A 22,327-nucleotide genomic window follows, 5' to 3' on the forward strand; every position below is an offset into this window, starting at 1 on the left:
TAAGAAATCCTTTCGTTCCCTTATTCCATTGAAACACGCTCCATATTTCCCCACTTGTGCTTTCCTTTTCGTGTACCCACAAAAGCACCAATTCGAAATAGGGAACACATTTGTCTATAACCGATACATTCAAATACCGATACAGCAAGAAGTTTAAATACCGCTTTTAGAGACAGAGAATCACTAAATAAATAATGACAGAAAATAATAGAAATCCAGGATGCGACGATATTAAACACCATATAAAAAATCAAAAAGAAAATAAGGAATTCCAGATTAATCATATGAAAGAAAAAGGATAAAGTAACCGTCAATATCCCGAGAATCTCTAATATAGGGGTTATATACTCGAATAAAACGAAATACGGATAAGAAATCATACCCACCGTTCCATACATCGGACGAAAGAACATAAAGGAGTGAGAAAAGAGCGCTTGTCCCATGCCTATATGCCAGCGTCTCCTTTGCGATTTCAGCACTGATATTTTCTCAGGGACTTGCGTCCAACAGATCGCATCGGGTACATATTCAATATGATAAGGGAGGTTATTTTTTCGATAATAACAGTGCAGCTTTACAATCAAATCCATATCTTCGCCCATTACATCTGTGGTATATCCCCCCACTTTGATTACTGCTTTTTTATTATATAGACCGAATGCTCCAGAAATAATTAAATTTGAATTCAGTCCATTCATTGCTACACGTGACATCAGAAACACACGGAAGTATTCAATCATTTGGAACATAACAAGCCATTTTTTGGGTGGATCAATCTTTACAATTCTACCATCTTTAATCGTGGCCTGATTTGCAACTTTAATATTACCTCCAACTGCAACGACATCATCACTTTCCAGGAATGGTACCACAATTTTCTCCAAAGAATCGTACTGTAAAATAGAATCAGCATCCATACAAATAAACAGGGGATATTTACTTACATTAATTCCAGTATTAAGAGCATCGCTCTTTCCCCCATTTTGTTTATCTACAAGTACAAGTCGCTTTCCTTCAAAATCACCTTCGTAAATACGATTGATATCTTTGCAGTCTATTTGTTTATGAATAGGGCGTTTCACTTCTTTTAACTCAAAGTGGTCCAGCACTTTTTGCATGGTCGAGTCTTTCGAGCCATCATTAACAATGATAATCTCAACTTTTGGATACCTTAAGTGTAATAAAGAGGTGATAGAACTTATAATCGTTACCTCTTCATTGTAGGCAGGAACAATAATAGAAATAGGGATATAATTCTCCCTATTATTAAGCTCCGAGTAACCCATATGGCTTTTCTTTATAAAAAAGTCATCAAGATGAAAGGAAGCCACCATGGTATTTAAAAACACATAAGTCGCATATAGAAACATATAGACCAAGAAAAAGAAATTAATGAACAAGATGATTTGTTTTAAATCCATCTCTTCTCTCCTCCTTTTCCACGTTCTCGATCTGGAAGCAGGCTAATTTAACTTGATCATTATCAGAGTTGATTAGACCTTTGGAATAGAGAGTGTAAATCATGATATCTCTAGCAAAAGTGTCCTTTTCACAAATGACTTTCCTAATGGAACTATCCTTATTAAAAATGTCCTCTTCTTCCAAGCGAAAGAGGGTAAAAGCACAATTGTACCGTACGAACCAGTTCGCATCTTTTATATATTCATGGAGCAGTGTGATCGTTTCTTCACATGGATAAAAACCAATAGCCCTAGCACACACGGCTCTAATTTCGTAGTGTTTACTTTTGAATTTTTCAACAATAAATGGGTATGCCTCTTGTTTATGAACGACTCCAAAATAGCGGATTCCAGCAATGATTATTTCTTTATCGCTAGATGCCTCAATGAATTGTAGAATCTCATCAGTATATTCACTGATTATACGGTTTGTAAAATGGTCCAAGATACCCCGCTTTATTTTTGGGCAGAATTCGGCCATATGACTAGCTAAAGATTTATTTAACTCTTGCATATCCCCGCGAAAACTACCCATAAAATCGACAATCACTTTATTATTAAAGTACAATTTCCCTTTTGAGATTTTGCGATATGCCTCAATAATGGCATCCACATTTCCTGTATTTCTAAGGACTCGAAGGGCATTATTCCTCACATATAGCGAAGGATCATCTAGACTTTCTAGTGCAAATTTGATAACCTCTTCCGAATTCATATAATATTCAGCACACAAATATAAGATATAGCTCTTTCGATACTTATTGTGCACGATGCGATTGTTGTTTAACATTTGGAAATCAATAATAAGAGTGACCAACTTATGCAGCTTCTCAGTTAAACCGTCCTGTTTCACTCTGGCAAAATAAATAGAATTAAATGCCTGAAGGCCTGTCTTGGTTTGAACCTTTTTCCGCAGATCTATAAGTTCATTTTCTGAAATGATAGATCCACTTTCTGATTCCAAATACTTGTCAACAATCGGCTGCATTTCATTTTCCAATTGGCTGACTTTTCTATGGTCAATTCCTTGTTTCACTTTTGAAAAAACAATATATAAAATAACAAGAAGTAAAATAACGAAGAAAAAAATAATAGAGAAGTATATCAGATCCATATTCGTCCTTTCTTAAGAGTCTTCTACATTTTCAAAATAGGCTTGAAGCACTTCATAAGATTTTTTAGTTCTTTCCTGATAGTAAATGTCATTATTTTTTAGACGTATATAGCTAGGAGAAGTAACTTTTGTTATTTGCCCATCGTTCTCCGTTACAACCTGTACCCCGATTTGATCTATTTTTACTTTGGCATTGATTCCATCCTTATAAAAATCTCCTAATGCTGTCCCACCAATCGGGTCAATCACATTAATTAACAGCCACGGAATTCGAAGTTCTATCACATCTTCTTTTACATAAAAATCGGCTAGTGAATTATATTGATCAGAATCATAATCTGAGTTTCCAAATACAAGTGTGCCTGTTTCCATATATTTTGGCGGTACTTTCTCCATAGTTCCGTCATTCTGAAATACATTCCGTGTTAACAGATAGATTGGATCAAATATATCTGTATTTTCGTTAGGGATCGTTGTCATTTTATCCACGATATTAGAGTAGTACTTATAACGAAAATCAAAAATATTGTACCGAGAATGAACCTGAATATCTGAATCGTTTTTCCCTTGTATTCTTGCAACGAAATCAGCATTCATATCAAACATCCCATCATATCCTTCATAGTTCTCAGTTCCCATCGATGGGTTAACATCAATAGCTATACGCAGATGATCCTTCGTAAAATGAAATTTGTCCTTTTGAATCATCAGATATAAATAGCTGGAGTCATATTTGGCGTACAATTGTCCATTTTCATTATCGTATAGTAAGTTTTCTTTACTCCAATCCGTGGTGATCCCATCCACTTTAACAGCCTGCTCATCGCTTGGAACAAACTGCATAATTCCAAAATGTTGTTCACTCGATTGCACGTCTAACCATTTTTCTGTATTATCTATGTTTTTTATATGACGTGTATTCCAGGTTCTGCTTCGCTGCCACTCATCCTGCCAATTATATATAATGGCCCCTGCATATTGATTTTGATAAATATCATCGAGCAACTCTGTAAGATACTTCCCCTGTTCCTCTTCGGTCATTCCTCCACGACTGTAATGATTATATTCATCTTCTTTGGACATGGCCCTAGAAGTAGATAATCCAATACTCGTAATTACAATCGGTTTCTGGTGAATGCTTTTTAATTGTTGTAAATAACCTTCAAAGGATCCTTCCTTTTCTGAAGGGAGAGAATTTTCTAAGCTAATGTTTAGAAAGTCGGTATCGTTTGGTGATGCCTGATAACTAGCAAAAATTCCAGTATGAAAATCATTTGTTACCTTGAGTTTCTCAATATTTAATTCCGTATTACGAAATACACTGGATTGTGCCGAATGTATAATAGGGTCAAGCTCCGTGGTGTTTAAGAAGGAAACCAATCGCTGTTGATTATATTTTTCAGTTTCATATTGGACAGTATAATCTAATGCCTCAGCCATTATATATTCAAACCCATTTAGAGAATCGGCCGTAACATATCTCCCCGCATAAGTTGAATGCTCTTGATCCCTTTTATTAATAATTTTTATTAACGTAGGATCCCACGAGTTACCGATAACGTAGCCTAATACATAAGGAGAAACATCATTTGCATACCATTTACTTGTAAAAATATCTTGATTCCACATCATCTTTCTGCCATGGACAACATCAATGGTATTCTCAATATTAGCTTGTAACTGTTTCGATATTTCTTCACTCGTTTGTTTATATTCACCATCAATTACATCTTCATCTATAGGAATATCATGAATGATATATATAGGATTTTGATTATTCTTATTAAATTCGTAAACTGCATTATAGAAAGCGGGTGACTGAATAGAAGGAATTCGAATGGTGTTGACATTCATCTTACTGATTTGATCTAGCCAAGCACTCATTTTCTCTTCCAGTTCGTCTGAACTTAGTTGATCTTTATTAGGTAGACTGTCACTTAAAGATATCCCTTTTATTAAGAAGGCATTCCATTTTTCACCATCATAATGTTCAATCTGATCTTCCCCGACCCTTACTGCATAATGAACACCATTTTCTTCAGTCGAGTTTTTAAAAGTACTCTTTTTATAATGCAAACCACCTGAAAAAAACAAATATATCAATAACATGATGATCAATATCATACTAGAGACAATTAGCATAAATTTACGCAAGTTACATCAATCCCTTACAAATCACTCTCGTTCATTCTGTATAAGATAGCTGTATTTTGATCAATCCAGCTTGCCCGTTTCGCAATATAGTCTTTCATTTGTTGAATCTCTTTTTCATACTCTTCTGCTTGCGAAGTAGTACCGTTCCATTTCGCATGATTTCGCTGGATCGCATCTCCCAGTTCTTCAACCGCACGATCTATCAAATCATATAAGTATTCTTCTGATAATACATTCTTTCGAAGGAACTGATATCTTTCTATATACGTATCAACAAAATAAGGATCTTTAAAAAGCTGATCAAACCAAGTGGTGTTGAACATTTTAAATCCTTCTGCACTAGAATATGGGGAATTTTCAGGTAAACCGAGGGTCAAATCAAAATCCCAAACGGGTCCTGCATGTAGACGACCACCTATATCTCTGTAAAAATATGTACTTACATCACCACCATCCACATTATTAAAAAAGTCGTTAATGATCGCATAATCTACAAAGGACTTCACATCAATGTATTTTCGATATCCGCTTCTTTTGTTGGTAAAGTCACGAGAATATAAGGTCAATTCAAAATCATTAATATAGTCATCTATGATTTGTTTTTGGTTGTCCGTAATTCGTGCCTTGCCTGGATACACATACGTAAGTCTACTTCTTTTCTTGACTGTACCATCTGCACTTACAATTTGGTCTGTTAAGACACTACTCCATAAGCTGTCTATAACAGGCTCTCCTACTTTAATCTTGTCCCTAGCAATGATAAAGCTCGTATCTGTGTAACGCTCATCGGTTTTTGTTATATTTACCCGATCAGAACTACGTGTGATTTTCTCCATCAGCATATATACACCACGGTAGCTTACATCGTTGATCTCATTTGTTTGATCATCAAGGATATACACTTCAACAAACCGTGTTTCGGGTGCAAATGCCATGATTTCACCCGAAACTTGGTAAGCTAAATGATTTCGAATCAGGGAACTGTCTGCGGAAACCCCATTTAATACCCACTCATTATCTTTGGGCATATTTAATAGGGAGACATCTTTTTCTCCCCCGGTCTCATTCATAAATTTTAGAGAGAACTGTTTTTTGGGATTAATGCGTGAAGATTGTCCTCTGATACCAATCTCCACCTTTTCTTTAATTGCTGGTTTTGTTTGCGGATCCATACAGGTGGTTCCATCAGAATTAACATCATATAAGGAAAAATCCACATTATACCTATCCGTCTTTTCATTAATTGAAGAGTCAGATATGGTTTCAATATTTTGACCATCGGTATCAATAATAACAACCGGTAAATTGTGATCTCCTTCACATGAATGTACATCAGGATTTGAGGTTGCCTTTTTCTCGGAATTTTCGTTTCCATATTCAGAAGTGTAGGTCAATCGAGGAATTGCAACAATAAAACTAGCAATCAATAATATGACCATAATGAACAACAACGTTTTTCTTCCATTATTTCTTTTGTTCATATGTCATACACCTATTCTAGTGTTTCTCCATTTTGAGAAACGACGTTAATTGAAATAACACCTTTAATCTTTTTCATATATTCATATTCCTTTGTTGAAGCATTGCCTTTTAGCTTGATTTGATAAACAAGTTCAACAAATTGGTCATTTACCGTTTCTGAACGTAATTTATAACCTCTGCACACTTTAAACATATGCGCTCTTATATTTTCTAAAGATTCGTCTATATTTTCAGAGCGGATAATAATTAAATAACGTTCATCACTTCCAATACCATAGTTAAAAACAAAGCATACTAAGGAGATGATAACTGTCCCGATAATAGTAATCGCTAAACTGCCTGAACCTGCTCCTAATCCGATAGCAATGGTCCAGAAGATATACGCTGTATCACGTGGATCTTTAACCGCCGTACGAAAACGAACAATAGAAAGCGCCCCGACCATCCCTAAGGATAGAGCGATATTTCCGCCAATAATGCTCATAATTACGGTTGTAATTAATGTTAGCATAATGAGAGAAATATTAAATTTCTTACTATACAGAATGCTTCCATAAGTGAACCGATATGTAATAAATACGATTAAACTCAGTGCTAATGCGACTAACGTATTCCCGAGTAGCTGCGTAGTCGTAACATCAGCGGTACTACCATACAAAAGTTCATATAACGCATCTTTCATCAATCACAACTCCAAACAATAAAAATTAATTAACAATAGACCGGTGTAAACTACCAATCCTTTATAACTAGTAGTTAAGATAGCATCATCAATAAATGTCGTCAAGAATAGAGAATGCAAATGAAAAACGATGTGAAATTCGATGTAAAATATACACAAAAATACTGCTGATATCCTTATATCAGCAGTATTTTTACTGGTTGAGATTATTGAAAATTGTCTGGGTAAATCAATTTCATATATCGTTCCGATTAAAGCAACAAAAAGTATGATGAAATTAATTTAGATTTGTATCTATTTTCTTAATTACTTTTGCCGGCACTCCTGCAACAACCGTGTTTTTGGGCACATCCTTAGTAACAACGGCTCCCGCGGCAACCACAGCATTGTCCCCAATCGTTACCCCGGGTAATATCGTTGCGCTCGACCCAATCCATACATTTTCTCCAATCACAACAGGAGAAGGATACGTTCCATTTCTTGTTTCTATAGATAATCCATGATTCAGGGTAGCAATGGTGACGTTCATACCGATCAGTGAACCATCCCCTATTCTAATCCCGCCTCGATCTTGAAACGAACATCCCGTGTTAAAAAACACGTTTTTTCCAATGGTGATATTTTTGCCGAAGTCTGTATAAAACGGTGGAAAACACGTAAAAGATGAATCTACTTCCGTACCTGTCAGTTCACTAAAAATCTCTACAATTTCTTCTTTCGAGTGGTAGGACGTATTCAACTTCATGGTTACCCTTTGGGCTTCGTAGCTGCACTCTATTAATAGCCCATGCAATTCTTTATCGCTGCCTAAAATGGGGTTGCCTTCCTTACAAAATTCGATGAAAGCTTTCATATCCATAGCTGAACCCACCTGACCTTTATTATACTTCTTGTTTTGTAGGACGAATAATCATATCACTAACCGATACTCTCTCCGGTGTATCAATAACATAAGCGACTGCTTGCGCAATATCCTCTGCAGATAGCCCCCATTCCTTTTGGGCTTTATGTAACTCTTCTCCCACTTTTTTATCGCTTATTGTCTTGTAAAGCTCTGTCTCGACGGCTCCTGGTGAAATAATGGTCGATTTGATATTGTTTTCCCGTTGCTCTTGTCTTAGTCCTTCCATAATTGCTCTTACAGCAAATTTCGTACCGCAGTATACGGCAGAATCCGGATAGACAACATGGCCAGCTACTGAATCAGTTGAGATAATATGTCCTGATCCTTGTTCAACCATTTGAGGAAGGGCAGCGGCAATCCCATTTAGTACGCCCATTACATTGATATCGAGCATCTTTTTCCACTCATCGCGTTTTGTCTCAATTAGTGGTGCCGTCGGCATGATCCCCGCATTATTAAAAAGCACATCGATTCTGCCGAATTCGGTAAGGGCTAAATCAATAACCCGCTGTACGTCATCATAATTTGTGACATCCGCCTTTTTATAGACAATGGATGCATCAGGAAGAGATTCTTTGATTCTCTTTAGATTTTCCTCTCTACGTGCTGCTAATACTAATTTAGCTCCTTTATTCGCCAATATTTTTGCGGTTGCTTCTCCAATCCCGCTAGACGCCCCCATGATAATAATCACTTTGTCTTGTATAGCCATCTATAATTCCTCCCTCATCCATTTAACCGTTTTCAATAAAATCATAGGATGATAAGAACTAATTATCCAATGCCTATATAAAATAAACTCTTATGCTTTTTAGGCATACCAACAGAGAAACAAAGGATTACTCTCACAATATTTGACATAAGCGTATGGGCAGCGTTATTGTTGTGGAATATACAACTTTATAAAAGTAAGTGTATTTTAAGATTTCGAATAAAGTGGATATCATTTTATGTTGAGAGATAAGGCATCTTTTTTAAATGAAGACCTTATTTCTACAAAAGGAGACGACAACGATGAGAAAACTGGAAGGAAAAATCGCCATCATTACAGGAGCAGCCGGTGGTATTGGTAAAGGAATAGCAACCGCTTACGTTAAAGAAGGAGCAACCGTAGTCATTATCGATTTGAACGCGGAAGCTGGGGAGCAAACAATTAAAGAATTGCAAGAATATGCTCCTGAATCTATCTTTATTGAAGCGAATCTAACAGAACATGATAAATTAGCTGATATCGTTAAAACGATAGCTGACAAATTCGGAAAAATTGATATCTTAGTCAATAATGCACACGCCTCCCGAATGAATTCGATTGCAGATACAACACAGCAAGATTTCGATTTATCTTTTGGAACCGGTTTCTACCCAACATTCTACTTGATGCAAGCCGCACTTCCTTATTTAAAAGAAACAAAAGGAAATATCATCAACTTTGCTTCCGGTGCTGGCATTAATGGGGACGTTAATCAAGTGTCATACGCAGTTGCAAAAGAAGCCATTCGTGCAGCTACTCGCGTAGCGGCAAATGAATTTGGTCCATTCGGTATCAATGTGAACATCATTGCACCGATCGCAAAATCGCCTGGATTGATTGAGTGGGCAGAAGAGAACCCAGAGTACTATCAAGGCATGCTTGCTAAGATCCCGATGAGAAGACTTGGCGAACTCGAAAATGATATCGGACGAGTAGCCGTATTCCTAGCAAGTGAGGATTCTGCTTATATTACAGGTCAGACTATTATGGTCGATGGCGGATCTATTAAATTACGTTAATTACCGGTGGCGGATACTCTGCCCAATAATATGTGAGAAGACAGTCCTCAAACGTAATGAGGGCTGTCTTTTTATGAGAACACTAGCACCTTACATATTTTCGTTTAAAACCGAGTTGCTCCTTATCTATTGCCTTTTGCAGATTAACAGAAGCATTCAAAAACTTGGTTTTATTGTTGTTATCATTAACCTCCACCGGTCCTACTTCCTTTGCGATTGTGACCGCCTTCTCATGAAGAGGCAGATAGGATACTCCCACAGTATAAATGAAATTGTTCATCGCATATTTTGTACGTTCAGGTGCATCATGAATGGTGCTTGCCACAAGATCCAACATAGCAGCTATTTTCTCTTCCGAAAATTCACCATCTGGACGATTGCCGAGCAGCCAACAGTAGCAGCTCCATCCTGCCGACATTTTTAGCTCTATATCACTTGCTATCCACCTATCAGCAACTTCTTGTGCAACATCCGTTTCTGCCAAAGTTACAGCGACTACATAATCCGATAACATATAAAAATAAGCTCGATCTATCCAACGCTCAAAGTCCTTCTCCGTCATCACTTTAGGATCAGCAATCATCCCTGCAAAATACATAGCATCGTAATTTCCTGTAGCATAAAGTTCCTCAGCCAATGGCTGGTTACGTTTTATTTTTCTAAAGAGCGGCTTCATCGCTCCTGTCGCCACACCAAAAAGCGGTTCGTGCGCACCATTCGACTGATATATTTTCTTGGTTCGTTCCTTGCCGAGAGCTTCAAGCTCTTGCATGACCATTTCTAGATCCATTGTCCGCACTTCCTTTTTTAAAGGTTTATATGATTGTATATGTTCCATTCAGACTCTGTCCGTTGGCTGCTTCGCAAAATAATGCTTCACCGCATATTTGAATGCGTTGATGTAAAAGGAATGAGCCTCCCTGCTCACTTGCGCTTTCGGATGGATGATATCAAAGCCATGATAACAGCCTTGGAACATTTTAAATTCGACCGGTACTCCAGCACTCCGCAGGTTTTCTACATATTGAATAGTTTCATCCCTGAACGGTTCGATGTCTCCAACAAAAGTAACGGTTGGCGGCAAATTGCTGTAATCCGTTGCCCTTGCGGCAGCTGCATATGGAGGCACATCTCCACCGTATAACTCCCCAAGGTACAGCTTCCATGCCCACAGATTATAGTCAGAATTCCAGATTGGCGCATGATTAGACTTGGCAGAATCGGTATCCATTCGGTCATCGATCATCGGATAGATCGGCATTTGAAAAGCGATACTGACCTCTTCCCGGTCTCTTGCGTACAACGTAAGAGCGGCCGTAAGTCCGCCTCCTGCGCTTTCGCCCCCAACCATCAGCTGGTCTTCTCTTATACCGAGCTCCTTGGCATGACTTTTCATCCACAAAAGCGTGTCGTAACAGTCATCCAGTGCAGCAGGATATGGTGCTTCGATGGATAGACGGTAATCGGGTGCAACCACAACACACGGGCTCGCATGGATTAATCGTTTGTACGCTTCGCCAAACATCTCCGGGATGCCCATTGCATAGCCACCGCCGTGGATCCAAAGAACGCCAGGTATTTGGCTAGTGTCTCCAAGCGGCTTATAGATCCGAATTCGCAGCTTCGAGCCGTCTCTTCGTGTTATCCACTCTTCACTGCAATGAAGACCCTCGATGTTCTTCCCGGCTGATCGATCCGATCGCTTCTTCAATTTATACATCGCCTTCTGCCATTTCTGTTCATTCTTTGATTTCATCAGTGAATCGAACAACTTTCCTCTGAATCGCAGTTGCTTATCGATCATATCGGTCGTCACTTTCATCTTATCACCTCTTTTTTCGATTTCATGCAATATAGAACTCCGGAATCAAAAGACTATATTAAACACTATAGACCACTTGAAGACATAAATAAAAATGAGCCCGGTATAATTACCGGACTCATTTCATCAAACTGCTTGATACATATTATATCTAGCTATTTAAAGACACTTCACAGATGAAAACAGCTTCATAGGCATTAAGGCTTCGACACCGAAACAAGGAGTTCGTTATCACCGGAGATAACTGTCACTTCCGGCGGTAGGACCAGGTCTTTCACGAAGAGCGTTTCTCCGATTTCCATCGCGCTGATGTCCAGCTCAACTATAGACGGCAGGTCTTTCGGTAGTGCCTCCACTTCCACATACGGGTCTTGGATTTGCACAACTCCACCCCACTTCGCTCCGGCAGGAATACCTATGATCTTGACCCCTAGCTTCGTCCGAATGATCTCATCGGTTTGAACAAGCTGAAAATCGACATGCAAAGGTGCACGGGTTACTGGGTTCCGTTGAAGATCTTCCAACAGAACGATAAACGAATGATCGCCTTCGATCTTCAGTTCAATAAATCCAGAAGCCCCCTTCTTTATCCACTTTTCAAATTGTTTGGTGCATATATGAATAATTTGATTGTCTGCGTTTTTCCCGAATACAACCCCTGGCAAACGCCCCTCCCGACGTAAATTACGTAGTCCAGAAGGATTCAATTGCGGACGTCTTTCTGTATGAATGTATGTAGCCATGCTCTACCTCTCCTTTTCAATGAGTGATCTTAGCGCGCATTAATAGCAGCCGTCGAACCGCCCCTGAGTGGGGACCAATAGAGAAACACAGCATCACGACCTCCATCCTTTTTCGGGTAGATAGTAATACATTAATGTAAAAAACCCACAAATATAGACGAAAGCACTCCGCTCTGGGTGAGTGGAATGCCTATGGGTTTCACCAACCATACCATATATTGTTATTAATGTCGATGAATTACTATTCTATAATACATTGTTCCATCACATGGGATCCAGGGTAATAACTTAAATAATACTCATCTATAAAGGAGATTGTAATGTTTTTTAATACTTGGATGGATCTGTTTCGAGTTGTTATTATCGGTATTATAAGTTATATCTCGCTTATTCTTATGGTAAGATTGTCTGGCAAACGAGCGCTTTCTCAAATGAACGCTTTTGATTTTACCGTTTCGGTTGCGCTCGGTTCCATTCTCTCTTCGGTAGTCTTAAATAAGCAAATATCCTTGAGTGAAGGTTTAACCGCCTTGGCTCTGCTGATTGGAATGCAGTTTCTGTTATCACAGCTTTCTTTAAGAAAGCCTTGGTTTCGTGAAATGCTGACATCAGACCCTCAATTACTGTGTTACAAAGGCGTTTATATCAGAAGCGCTATGAAAAAAGCAAGAATCAACAGAGAGGATATTTACCAAGCTGCCAGGAACCAAGGTATTCAAACTATGGATGAGGTAAGCTTCGTTGTTCTTGAAAGCAATGGGAAGCTATCCATTATTTCTTCATCAAACGAATCCCGAGCCGATTTGCTAGATGACCTGGGTGAGGAATCTTAAGAAGGCAACAGCGCCGATTTCGATAGTTTAGTACAGTAATAAGACATTTAACATGCATTACAAAACTGGTAATAAGATCTTCTTACCTCAATACACGTCATGAAGGTGTCCTTCCCTCTTGCAGTTTAGCTCGGACACCTTTCTCTCTATTTTGTATCGTAATAATACGACCTACCATTTGGTAGCCTATAACTGAAATAAAAATAAAAAAAGGTAAGACTCTGGGCTCCAGTTCTTTGGAGTCAGAGTCTTATTTCGTCTGCATAAATAGTATGGATTATTGAACCTCTTTAAACGTACTAGCAGCATTGATGAACATGTCGCGTTTTTCATCCATCCGATTTTGAAGAGTCCAAAATAACAATTGAGTAAAGTTACCGTCGGTTTCTACAAGTGTGATCAGGTAGCTAATTTTAATTTTGTCGATTTCCCCACTTAGCTCGAATTGTACAGCTGGCTGTCCATTGACCTCAATTTCCTTAGGTTCTGTTAGAGTGGCATTCAATAATGCTTGAGACATGGAGTCAGTAACCGCTGTATAATAATCGGTCAAAGTGAAGTTATCGGCAAAAGTATCCTTACCCTCACGGAGAACCATCAAATATTCTTCTTGCTGCATACGTGAGGCTTGAATGTCAGCATCAGGAGACAGCTCAAGTTCGTAAGACATAGAAGCTGGAATCGTAATTTCTGCCTTCTTGTCATCGCTCGCCATGGTGGTCACGTCTGTGTTGTTAGGATCTGTAGATTCGGGGGGCGAAGTAGATGTAGATGCTGGAGTTGTTGGTGTTTCCTTTAATACCTTAAATGATTCAATCGCCTGTAAAAGCTCTTCTTTGTTAGCTTCAAATTTAGATTGTGTAGACCATGTAATAATTTGATAGAAAGAGCCGCCCTTTTCAAGTAAAGCTACTAAATAATGCACTTTCACCTTCTGTGCCTCACCGGTAATTTCAAATAGCTGAGCTTCAGTAGAATCCACATTTATTGTTTTGTTGTTAGATTCCTCCGCATTTGTTATAGACAAGTCAATGTTATTCATAAATATAGCTTTGAAATCATCTAATGTAGCACCGTCCGCCATATTCGATTTTAGAAGAGAATTTACTATTGCATACTTTTCATTTTTTCTTTCGGAAACTGCCAGAATGGCCTGTTCATTAAGAGCTGGGTCCTCTACCCATACCTTATCCAAAGTTAACTGGACCTGCCCGTCTTTAGAAGTAAATGTTTTTTCCTCTTTGCCACCATCGGATGTATTACTTCCGTTGTTACTTGAATTACAGGCTGAAATAAAAAGAACAGATAACAGCAAAATAATGAGTACCTTGCCGGTACTTCGTTTACTTTGTTTTCTCAATTTGTTCTCTCCTCTTCCTTATGTATAATAAGTTACTCTTAAACCTGTTATTGATTTTCGAATCACAAAAATGGGTCTTTAGTAAAAATATGTAACATCCTGACTTTATTGCGGAACTGCCATCGGTCTGAAAGCCGAGTATAATTTCGACAACAATACAGCAGAATCCAGCCCAAGTTATTGTAATTGCAGGTAATGGGTTCGACTAGACCATTATATTAACTGCAGCACGTATTTATACAGAATAAATTTTTGGTTTACTTAGATGCGGTCACCGCGGCGTAACCGACTTGGGATGGCAATCAGCATTTGCAGTCAGCTCTGGGTGTCCCAGCAGGACCTTTTCGTCCTGAGCCATACGGGTCTTCCGGTACTTCTCGAAGTCAGTAGAATTTTGTTGCTTTCTAAGTAGCAATTCCAATCGATGTATTTTCATATTCTGCATTATTTAATGCTTTGAGAATAAAATGTGCGACATCTGCACGCGGTATTGACCTTGAGTTTTTGGGTACACTTGTCGTAGATTCTCTGTACTTTCCTGAAAGGGGACGATTGGTTAAGCCCAAGGGTCTAACAATGGTGTAGTTCAGTCCATGTGCTTCAATATAATCCGTAGCAGCCCTGTGATCTGCTAGAGTATTCTTAAGCATTCTCATGATTAGTTTTCCACTTATGCCTGGTAGTTCTTTATGAATTCCTGCAGATGCAGTGTAGACAATTCGTTTCACATCATGTTCCTGCATGCCAGTGACCATATTTTTCGCCATCTCTTGGAGGTCCGTTGATTTTTTCATTCCTTGACTAGAACCTAAGCATGACACGACCGCATCATGACCAGCAATTGCAGCTGCAACTTCTGCTTGATTGAAGGCATCTCCTTTTATAATTCTCAAATTGTCGTGTGTAACTTCCAGCTTTGTTGGTGTTCGTACAAATGCTGTTACCTCGAAACCATTGTCTACTGCCTGCTTCACGACAGATTGGCCTACACCACCCGTTGCTCCGAAAACAATAATTTTCATAACACTTCACCTTTCTTTCCGATCATTTTTAAACTTCTTGATAATATCAAGGTAAATCTTAACTGAAAACCGCTATCCAGTAACCGGATGAGCGGTTTTACATTCTACTTCTCCTGCTCTTTTATCACCTGCTCAATTCCGAGCAGAATCAGCTTCATCCCAAAATCAAACGCACGATCCGTCCCCATCACTTTAAACAGCCCGTTTGTGAACATACTCCGGAACAGTCCTGCTTCCGCTTCGCTCATGGAGTCCAGAAGACGCATCATCTCCTCACCCGGTAGTGACTTCTGTTCCTTAAGAATGGCGGTGACATTACGCTCATGCTGGTAATCATCTAGAACGAAGTAGTAAACATAGTTCGCAAGCGTAGTAACCACTTGTATTTTCTGCTCTTGCTCAAGCGGTGTCGATTCTACACAAAGAAGCATGCGGTTCGTGTAACGAATGATGTCCGGTTCATGAGGCAGTGTCATCATCATGAGCTGCGTAGAGCATGGATAGCGGCTAAGCACGCTCCGTACTGTTACTGCAAGCGCAGTCAGCTGTTCCTTCCAATCCCCTTCAGAGTGAAACTCCTCCAGAATTATTTTAGATACCTGGTTAGCTAAACGCTGATAGAGATCCTGTTTGCCCTTGAAATACCAGTACAGAGAGGGAGCCTGAATTCCTAGCCTGTCGGCTAAACGTCTCATGCTGAATTTCTCAATGCCCTCCTCTCCTAAGAGCTCCCACGAGGCTTCCAAAATCTTATCTTCCGAAATTTGAGGCTGCTGCTTTTTTTTCATTAATATCCGCCCTTTTATCTAACAGTGTAAGTTTCTGCTTTACATATTCATAAGTTCATGATACCATCTAACACTGTTAGACTCAAACTAACACTGTTAGATAATCATGAAAAAGAAAGAAGTGATCCGCATGGATGCAGAAAACCTCCATTATTTCGAAAAAGCACCGGTTGCAAAAGCGGTAGCTCACTTTGCAGTACCGATGATGCTAGGCACGTCAATGAGTGTCATCTATTCCATCTTGAATGCCTACTTCCTTGGTACGCTCCACAATACTGCCGTGTTAACCGCGCTCGCATTAACCTTGCCGTTATTCGCGATCATTATGGCGCTGGGCAACCTGATTGGGGTGGGCAGCGGTACGTTTATCTCCCGTTTGCTAGGAGAGAAAAAATATGAGGATGTAAAATATGTATCTTCCTTTGCCTTTTACAGCAGCTTAGTGCTCGGTCTTATTCTGATGGCCGTCGGCCTCCCGTTAATTGATTCCATCGTTCAAGGATTAGGGGCAACGTCTGAATCCTTCGGATTTACGAAAGACTATGTCACGGTTATGCTTATCGGCTCACCATTCGTCGTATTGTTCTTCACATTAGAAAACATCGTACGCTCAGAAGGTGCAGCGATCACATCAATGATTGGTATGATTCTTAGCGTTGTCGTAAATATTATCCTCGATGCAATGGTTGTTTTTGTTTTCCATTGGGGCGTAATCGGTGTTGCATCTGCTACGGTAGTCTCCAACTTGGTTGCGAGTGTATTCTACGCCTTCCATATGGGATACAAAAGTCAATTCCTAACCGTATCCGCAAAATGGTTCAAGGCTACTAAGGACATTCTAGGGAATGTTTTCAAAATTGGTACTCCTGTCTTTATTATGAGTATCTTCATGGGTGCAATGTCGCTCATCTTTAACCATTTTCTTGTCGAATATGGTGATATGGCCGTAGCAGCATACGGAATTTCATCTCGTTTATTGCAATTGCCTGAGTTTATACTGATGGGATTATGCGAGGGAGTCGTGCCGCTTATTGCCTTTTCTTTTACAGCGAATAAATTACGCATGAAGCAGACGATTGGATTCACGTTCAAAGCCATTATGGGGTTAGCCGTCGTGTTCGGCATCATCGTCTATTTCATTTCCGATAACCTAATTGGTTTATTTACGAATGACCCGCAATTAATTGAAATGGGCAGCTACATTCTGCATGTGACATTCTTATCCTTATTTGTTTCAGGAATGACCACGTTATTTATGGGGATCTTCCAGGCAACAGCGCAAGGAACTGCTGCATTTATTATGTCAGTTATTCAAGGAATTACTCTGATTCCTGTGCTCTATATCGCCAATCATATGAATGGCTTCCACGGGGTGGTCTGGTCGCTTGTCATTGCGGATACTGTCGCATTCCTTGTTGGTGCCATCATGATGTATATTTTGCGGAACAAATTGCAACCCGATTTGGATAGTTTAGTACACTAAAAAATCTATAACATGCAAAAAGCTGGATCAGGACATTTCCTGATCCAGCTTTTTTTCGCTACAAGGACAGGGAATAGGCTAAAACCAACAATTAGACCCTACTTATGATAAGGTTCCCCCCGGTTAATCTTCACCGAACGGTAAATCTGCTCCACGAGCACAAGACGCATCAGCTGATGCGGTAAAGTCATTCGCCCGAAGCTCAGGCGCTGCTGTGCACGCCGAAGTACCACATTCGACAGACCGTTACTACCGCCAATCACAAAGACGATATGGCTTGTTCCATAAGTAGCAAGCTTATCGATCTCGGCAGCCAAATCTTCCGAACTCCACAGCTGACCATCCAGTGCTAAGGCAATCACATGAGCATCACCTTTAATATGACCAAGGATCTTCTCCCCCTCACGGTCCTTCACATTCTGAATTTCAGCATCACTCATGTTTTCGGGTGCTTTTTCATCCGGAACTTCAATCACCTGGAACTTGATATAAGGAGCAAGACGTTTTGCATACTCCTGGATGCCCTGCACTAGATACTTTTCTTTTAATTTCCCTACACTAATAATTTGAATAAACATATTCTACATACCTCCTATATAACACGGCTATTCACCGTTATGTACTAACATCCACGCTTAATTTATACCTTTGCACATCTTCTTAATCCACTTACCATCTACGTTATATATACAAGCAAAAAGAGCGCAAACTTCACGCTCTCCCCATGTTTACTATTCGACTATATCCGTGCGAAGCATGAACCTCTTAGACCACTAGGAACTCCGCGTTGTTATCACATTCTGAGCACTTAACCGGCGGGTCCCAGTCGGAGAATTCGGTTTCTTTCAAATCTACAATATCGGGTGCATCCTCGAATTCATCAACAAACTGGTCAATGGCATGCTCCACATGATCTTTACATACGGTGTACATTCACTCAAGCATCCTTTCTGTCTTTACCCTTCTTACGGCTGTGTCCTTATGCTTCGAGGCAAACGCCCTCACATATGGACATGCTCCTTCTCTTGTTCTACCATACCTGCGCGTGAAAAGAAACCCTTTATCCTTTTTCTCCCCTAACAATTGGGTAGAATAGGACTTTTCATCGTGACCTTTGCTGCTGCCTGTGTTTAGGCTTCCCAGATCGAGTAACCCGCCATGCATGATGAGCAAATAAAAAACGGCTTCCACCTGCCTGGGGAAAACCGTTTTTCGCTTTGGTGCTATTCATTAGGTTTATCTGTAAGCTTAGTGGAAACTTCCGTCAGCTTCCCATCACGATAAAACTTTATTTTGAGTTCCTCGCCAATTTTCTTCTTCTCATACAGGTGTTTACGCAGATCGAGTGTTGATTTAATTTTCTTTCCATCGAACTCCACAATGACGTCATTCATCTTAAGTCCCGCTTCGTCCGCTGGACCGGATGATTCGAGCACGATCACGCCTTCCTCAACGGAATCAGGCAGCTTCATCTCTTCCCGCTGTTCTTTATCGAGCGGAGCGTAGGGGCTGGTTAAATCTACGGTGTAGACACCGAGATAAGGACGAGATACTTTTCCATCCACCATCAGATCATCGACAATCGTCATCACATCATGCGTTGGAATTGCAAATCCAAGCCCTTCTACACCAGTATCCGCAATCTTCATCGTATTAATACCAACCAAATTCCCCTCTAAATCAACCAGAGCACCACCGCTGTTCCCTTCATTAATGGCAGCATCCGTCTGAATGACCGACTGTTCCCAGTCATATACTCCATCCTGGTTAATAGAGACCGGAATCTGACGATCAATATAGCTTACAATCCCTCTTGTCATCGTGCCGCCAAGTCCTAATGGGTTTCCGATGGCAAGTACAGTCTGACCTCGGCGCAGTTTGGTAGAATCTCCGAGCTCCACTGCTGTATTAATTCCGCTGCTATCAATGGATAGCACAGCAATATCACTGATTCGGTCCTTACCGATCAGTTCTGCCTCTTTGGATACACCATCTACGGTTACAGCTTCTAGGTTCTCACCACGATCGACAACATGATGATTGGTCATGATAAATGCTTTTTTACCTTCAATTTTAAAAATAACGCCCGACCCTAAAGCCGAATCCGAAATTTTAGAACCTTCAACCTCTTTATGACTCACAATACTTACTACAGCTGGACGAACCTTATCTCCCGCTTGCATGATTTGTGTCTCGTAAGAGTCAGTCCCTCCGCTTGCATAAGAACTTTGTCCGGCAAAAGCCATTTGTGTATCTCCTGGATATACAATCCACGCAAATAAAGTCACAGATACAATGGCGCTAATCACCGAGCTGATTACAGCAACCTGAATCGTTGAAAAAGTGGAAGATTCCGTATTCTTTACTGTTTTCGGCCACCATCTTTTGCGGCTGACTCTAATTCGGTTTGGAAGATTTCCGGTCCGTTTTGATACTTTGGTGGAATAAAACTCATCGTCAAACAATCCCATTGGATTCTCTCCCCTCGTATCACTTGCATCAAGACCGTTTACTGCCTTAATACGTGCTTATTTCTCTGTTCACATGAATTATTATCTATAAAAATTGCTACAGGTCTCATATCTTCTCTACTATAGTTAACACATATGAAACGAAAAAGTTTCGAAAAAAGGGTAAGAAATCAGTCTCTATTACATATATCACCATCATTTTACCGCTTTAAGCGCGGCAACGTAAATGGATTATAAACCTCATTTTTTGTCCACACAAAGCGAAAAAACAAGGTCTTTATTCCCATTTTTATACCAAAATGAAACTCCATAAAAAAGCTTTTCTAGCATAGCATGACCCTTACTTCTCAAGAAACAGGAAAAAACAGGAATGTTTTTGCCCCTGTCTGACTACAATACAATTAAGAGCTTACTAGACTCGCTGAAAGTTTGATATAATTCGCTGCCCAAATCAGAAGGAGGTTTCATGATGAATCGTATATACACAGCTATGGAAGAGGTCGGTCTTGCCGCCAAATTAGCGGATCTCAAAGAAGAGCATTACCGCAACACGCTTGCGTTAAGTACCATCATTGAGCTGCTTATCGAAAAAAACATCCTTACCCGGGAAGAGGTAGAAAAAAAAGCTGCCGATCTCGACAGCTTTATGGAGAACTCACCTTATCCCACGGTGTAGGCCGGTCATAATACGTCTCACAAAGTTGGAATTCGCTATCCTTATAGAAACATCCTCGTTCTTCCATTGCATTTCGTACCGTAAGTTTGGCGAGTTCCATCATATTATGATCACGGCTCAAATGAGCCAAATATACACGTTTCGTAATTCCATTCATCAGTTCGCTAAGGGCAGCACCTGCTGCTTCATTAGACAGATGACCAAGGTCGCCCATAATTCGTCTTTTGGTGTTCCATGGGTATCGTCCCATTCGCAGCATATCAATATCATGATTGGCTTCTAGTACCATGACATCTGCATCTGAGATCGCATCGCGGACTTTATCACTCATATAGCCAAGATCCGTTGCCACACTAAGTTTCTCTTTACCATCATAGAAAGAATAGCCTACAGGCTCTGCTGCATCATGAGAAATCCCAAACGACTCCACGCGAAGTGATTTAAACTCTGTTACCTCTCCGCTCTCCAAAATTCGAATGTTCTCCTCAGCGATTTTACCAATCGATTTGTGCATTGCTTTCCATGTGTTCGTGTTCGCATAGATCGGTAAATTATATTTCCGTGCCACCGCACCAAGACCCCGAATATGGTCTGAATGTTCATGTGTAACTAAAATCCCGTCCAGTTGTGAACCCAGCATGTCCCGCTCTAGCATGAGTTCATCGATTCGCTTCGCACTGAGTCCTGCATCTATTAATAAAGCCGTATCATCATTACGAACGACTGTCGCATTCCCTGTCGAACCACTCGACAACACGGTAAAACGTATCCCCATAACTCATTACTCCTCCGGTTTTTCTGTCTTCGGACTAATCACCTCTCCGCTGATGCCCTGAACATAATAGGTCTGCCCGCCTTCGAGCACAAATCTCCACGCAGGGGCTGCCACTTGGCTGTCCGAGTTAAACTCCTCACCATAATATCCAAGCGTGATATCCTGTACGACCGCTTCATTCGGTAAAAAGAGCTCGACCAGCGTGCCAAGCGCCTTGGAAGCCGGAAGCACTTGTTGTTCCTCTTCGAATGTTGACATCTCAATCGGTGATTGCCGGTACGCTGTTATTTTCTGATTTGAATAATATAACTCTAAATTCACGTGAAAAAGAGGCCATTTTTGCTCCGCAAGCGGATGTAAAATAAATCGGTCTGAAGCATCCAGATTTGCAAGCGGGTCCAGTTTATACTGGTCAATATCTGGAATTGTCTTTTTCAGCGCAGCCGCCATCTCTTTTTCAGAAAACACTAGTTTACTATCAATAGGCTGATCAAGCTGCACGATTCCCGCTGCCTTGTCCCCATTTAGATATCGATAGGTCAGCTTTGGCATAACAGGTGTGTCGCTTGGAATGGGCGCAAGAATCTGAATTCCCTTCTCTTCCATCAGTCGCTGTGTACTGTCACCAAGAGAAGTATAGTCAAGACTTGAGCCGGCCGATTCCCGTGCATCCACCCACAACTGATAACCTAGAACCAGGTTCAGCAGCAGAAAAGCATATATTAATACATTCTTGGCACGGCCAAAGTCCATCTTTTCACCTCATTTCATTATAGACCACCTGTGCA

Annotated in this window: 22 protein-coding genes; 4 read left to right on the forward strand and 18 right to left on the reverse strand. The window is 40.2% G+C overall.

Features of this window, described 5'->3' with window-relative positions; all coding sequences use genetic code 11:
- Positions 1-20 precede the first annotated feature (20 nt).
- The 7 genes from PV403_RS10695 to PV403_RS10725 all read right to left on the reverse strand — a co-directional run bounded on the left by PV403_RS10695 (position 21) and on the right by PV403_RS10725 (position 8,508).
- Complete coding sequence (locus PV403_RS10695) at positions 21-1,421, reverse strand: glycosyltransferase family 2 protein (RefSeq protein ID WP_332084563.1); 1,401 nt, start codon at positions 1,419-1,421, stop codon at positions 21-23.
- The gene (locus PV403_RS10700; protein ID WP_332084564.1) at positions 1,390-2,574 is read right to left on the reverse strand and encodes a HEAT repeat domain-containing protein; all 1,185 of its coding nucleotides are present in this window, start codon (positions 2,572-2,574) and stop codon (positions 1,390-1,392) included. The genes PV403_RS10695 and PV403_RS10700 overlap by 32 nt, the downstream gene beginning before the upstream one ends.
- 12 nt (positions 2,575-2,586) lie before the next feature.
- On the reverse strand, positions 2,587-4,650 hold the full coding sequence (locus tag PV403_RS10705; protein ID WP_332084565.1) for a hypothetical protein: 2,064 nt from the start codon (positions 4,648-4,650) through the stop codon (positions 2,587-2,589).
- Positions 4,651-4,742: 92 nt separating this feature from the next.
- Positions 4,743-6,209, reverse strand: coding sequence for a CotH kinase family protein (locus PV403_RS10710; protein WP_332084566.1), 1,467 nt, complete (start codon positions 6,207-6,209; stop codon positions 4,743-4,745).
- 11 nt (positions 6,210-6,220) lie between these two features.
- Positions 6,221-6,892, reverse strand: coding sequence for a DUF4956 domain-containing protein (locus tag PV403_RS10715; RefSeq protein WP_213530904.1), 672 nt, complete (start codon positions 6,890-6,892; stop codon positions 6,221-6,223).
- A 277-nt stretch (positions 6,893-7,169) separates the two neighbouring features.
- Entirely contained in the window at positions 7,170-7,751 is a 582-nt protein-coding gene (locus PV403_RS10720) for a DapH/DapD/GlmU-related protein (RefSeq protein ID WP_332084567.1), read from the reverse strand.
- Positions 7,752-7,773: 22 nt separating this feature from the next.
- Positions 7,774-8,508 carry an SDR family oxidoreductase gene (locus PV403_RS10725; RefSeq protein WP_332084568.1) on the reverse strand — a complete coding sequence of 245 codons (735 nt, stop codon included), beginning with the start codon at positions 8,506-8,508 and terminating at the stop codon, positions 7,774-7,776.
- A 302-nt stretch (positions 8,509-8,810) separates the two neighbouring features.
- On the opposite strand from PV403_RS10725, the gene PV403_RS10730 reads away from it, so the two are divergent.
- Positions 8,811-9,566 carry an SDR family NAD(P)-dependent oxidoreductase gene (locus tag PV403_RS10730; RefSeq protein WP_332084569.1) on the forward strand — a complete coding sequence of 252 codons (756 nt, stop codon included), beginning with the start codon at positions 8,811-8,813 and terminating at the stop codon, positions 9,564-9,566.
- A gap of 82 nt (positions 9,567-9,648) precedes the next feature.
- On the opposite strand, the gene PV403_RS10735 is transcribed toward PV403_RS10730, so the two are convergent.
- From PV403_RS10735 to PV403_RS10745, 3 genes are all read right to left on the reverse strand, one after another.
- Positions 9,649-10,356 (reverse strand): DNA alkylation repair protein, encoded by a 708-nt coding sequence (locus PV403_RS10735; protein ID WP_332084570.1) that lies wholly within the window; start codon positions 10,354-10,356, stop codon positions 9,649-9,651.
- A 48-nt stretch (positions 10,357-10,404) separates the two neighbouring features.
- Entirely contained in the window at positions 10,405-11,388 is a 984-nt protein-coding gene (locus PV403_RS10740) for an alpha/beta hydrolase (protein WP_332084571.1), read from the reverse strand.
- Between the two features lie 197 nt (positions 11,389-11,585).
- Positions 11,586-12,131, reverse strand: a complete 546-nt coding sequence (locus tag PV403_RS10745) for a 50S ribosomal protein L25 (RefSeq protein ID WP_213530916.1) — start codon at positions 12,129-12,131, stop codon at positions 11,586-11,588.
- Between the two features lie 320 nt (positions 12,132-12,451).
- Here PV403_RS10745 and PV403_RS10750 point away from each other — a divergent pair, with 320 nt between their 5' ends.
- A complete protein-coding gene (locus PV403_RS10750; protein WP_213530918.1) occupies positions 12,452-12,964 on the forward strand; it encodes a DUF421 domain-containing protein in 513 nt (170 codons plus the stop codon).
- A gap of 277 nt (positions 12,965-13,241) precedes the next feature.
- Here the strand turns inward: PV403_RS10750 and PV403_RS10755 are convergent, their stop codons facing one another.
- The 3 genes from PV403_RS10755 to PV403_RS10765 all read right to left on the reverse strand — a co-directional run bounded on the left by PV403_RS10755 (position 13,242) and on the right by PV403_RS10765 (position 16,134).
- Positions 13,242-14,324: a hypothetical protein gene (locus PV403_RS10755; RefSeq protein ID WP_332084572.1), complete on the reverse strand. Its 1,083-nt coding sequence runs from the start codon at positions 14,322-14,324 to the stop codon at positions 13,242-13,244.
- A gap of 404 nt (positions 14,325-14,728) precedes the next feature.
- Positions 14,729-15,346 carry an NAD(P)-dependent oxidoreductase gene (locus PV403_RS10760; protein WP_332084573.1) on the reverse strand — a complete coding sequence of 206 codons (618 nt, stop codon included), beginning with the start codon at positions 15,344-15,346 and terminating at the stop codon, positions 14,729-14,731.
- A 104-nt stretch (positions 15,347-15,450) separates the two neighbouring features.
- A complete protein-coding gene (locus tag PV403_RS10765; protein WP_332084574.1) occupies positions 15,451-16,134 on the reverse strand; it encodes a TetR/AcrR family transcriptional regulator in 684 nt (227 codons plus the stop codon).
- 130 nt (positions 16,135-16,264) lie between these two features.
- Between PV403_RS10765 and PV403_RS10770 the strand changes: the two genes are divergently transcribed.
- Positions 16,265-17,617, forward strand: a complete 1,353-nt coding sequence (locus tag PV403_RS10770; protein ID WP_332084575.1) for an MATE family efflux transporter — start codon at positions 16,265-16,267, stop codon at positions 17,615-17,617.
- Between the two features lie 98 nt (positions 17,618-17,715).
- Here the strand turns inward: PV403_RS10770 and rlmH are convergent, their stop codons facing one another.
- The 3 genes from rlmH to PV403_RS10785 form a co-directional block, all read right to left on the reverse strand.
- A complete protein-coding gene (gene rlmH, locus PV403_RS10775) occupies positions 17,716-18,195 on the reverse strand; it encodes a 23S rRNA (pseudouridine(1915)-N(3))-methyltransferase RlmH (protein ID WP_332084576.1) in 480 nt (159 codons plus the stop codon).
- Positions 18,196-18,382: 187 nt separating this feature from the next.
- Positions 18,383-18,550 carry a CxxH/CxxC protein gene (locus PV403_RS10780; RefSeq protein ID WP_160035581.1) on the reverse strand — a complete coding sequence of 56 codons (168 nt, stop codon included), beginning with the start codon at positions 18,548-18,550 and terminating at the stop codon, positions 18,383-18,385.
- A 290-nt stretch (positions 18,551-18,840) separates the two neighbouring features.
- Positions 18,841-20,088, reverse strand: a complete 1,248-nt coding sequence (locus PV403_RS10785; RefSeq protein WP_332084577.1) for a S1C family serine protease — start codon at positions 20,086-20,088, stop codon at positions 18,841-18,843.
- Between the two features lie 469 nt (positions 20,089-20,557).
- Here PV403_RS10785 and PV403_RS10790 point away from each other — a divergent pair, with 469 nt between their 5' ends.
- A complete protein-coding gene (locus tag PV403_RS10790; protein ID WP_332084578.1) occupies positions 20,558-20,764 on the forward strand; it encodes a hypothetical protein in 207 nt (68 codons plus the stop codon).
- Here PV403_RS10790 and PV403_RS10795 read toward each other — a convergent pair.
- Together PV403_RS10795 and yycI are read right to left on the reverse strand one after the other, a co-directional pair.
- Entirely contained in the window at positions 20,733-21,539 is an 807-nt protein-coding gene (locus PV403_RS10795) for an MBL fold metallo-hydrolase (protein ID WP_213530932.1), read from the reverse strand. The two genes, PV403_RS10790 and PV403_RS10795, sit on opposite strands and share 32 nt — an antisense overlap.
- Positions 21,540-21,545: 6 nt before the next feature.
- On the reverse strand, positions 21,546-22,292 hold the full coding sequence (gene yycI, locus PV403_RS10800; RefSeq protein WP_213530934.1) for a two-component system regulatory protein YycI: 747 nt from the start codon (positions 22,290-22,292) through the stop codon (positions 21,546-21,548).
- Positions 22,293-22,327 lie beyond the last annotated feature (35 nt).

It is taken from the genome of Paenibacillus sp. GYB006, from assembly GCF_036577645.1.
Classification (GTDB): domain Bacteria; phylum Bacillota; class Bacilli; order Paenibacillales; family Paenibacillaceae; genus Paenibacillus.